This window comes from Streptosporangium oxazolinicum (assembly GCF_039537505.1).
GTDB classification, from domain to species: domain Bacteria; phylum Actinomycetota; class Actinomycetes; order Streptosporangiales; family Streptosporangiaceae; genus Streptosporangium; species Streptosporangium oxazolinicum.
Map to the genome: position 1 here is coordinate 1 of NZ_BAABAQ010000035.1, position 1,060 is coordinate 1,060.

The following is a 1,060-nucleotide window of genomic DNA, read 5'->3' on the forward strand; positions in this document are numbered from 1 at the left end:
TCGGCCGCCGCCGCCGTCGTCTCGGCTGAGCGGCCACACAACGCGGCCATCACCGGCCGGGCCGGCAGATCGAAGAACGCCCCCACACTGCGCCAGGCCTGGGAATGCACCCGGCCCATGAAGGCATACCCGACCATGCCGACCCCGAGCGGCGGCCTGGCGGACTGACTCATCAAGACTCGAATCCCAGCGGCAGGTAGGTGGCCACGTTCTCCTTGGTGATCGTCTCCGACGCCAGCGTGATCGACTGAGGCACCTGGTTCTCCACCAGGTCACTCATCCCCTTGCCCTGAGCGATCAGACGCGCCAGCTTGATCGCCGAGGACGCCATCGTCGGACTGTAGGTCACCGTCGCCTCCAACACCCCTGAGCCGGCCTGGATGTCACGCATCGCGTTCGCCGACCCGGCCCCGCCGACCATGAAGAACTCGCTGCGCCCGGCCTCCTTGATCGCGGCCAGCACCCCGATCCCCTGGTCGTCGTCGTGGTTCCAGATCGCGTCGATCTTCTTGTGCGCCTGCATCAGGTTCGCGGCCACCTTGGTGCCCGACTCCACGGTGAACTGCGCGTCCTGCTTGGCCGTCACACTGAAGCCATACGTCTTCAGCGCGTCCTCGAACCCCTTGCTGCGGTCCTGGGTCAGCGGCAGCGTCGCGATGCCCTGGATCTCCAGGATCACCGGGTTCGCCACCCCCTTGTCCTTGAGCTTCTTGCCGATGTAGTGACCGGCCGCCACCCCCATACCGTAGTTGTCGCCACCGATCCAGGTCCGGTACGACAGCTTGTCGGGGAAGACCCGGTCCAGGTTGATCACCGGGATCCCGGCGTCGGAGGCCTGGCGGGCGATCTGGTTGAGCTGCTGACCGTCGTTGGGCAGGATCACCAGCGCGGCGACCTTGGCCGCGATCAGCGACTCCACCGCGGAGATCTGCGCGTTGATGTCATTGGTCGGCTCGACCGGCTTGAACTCCACATCGGAGTACTCCTTGGCCGCGGCCTCGGCGTTCTTCGCGATCGCGGCGATCCACCCGTGATCGGCCGCCGGCGCCGAGAACCCGAT

Annotated in this window: 1 protein-coding gene; it reads right to left on the reverse strand. The window is 66.7% G+C overall.

Annotated features, from left to right (window positions below):
- Positions 1 to 172: 172 nt before the first annotated feature.
- Positions 173 to 1,060: substrate-binding domain-containing protein (locus ABD817_RS39395; RefSeq protein ID WP_344923569.1), on the reverse strand; the 888-nt coding region annotated here is incomplete at its 5' end.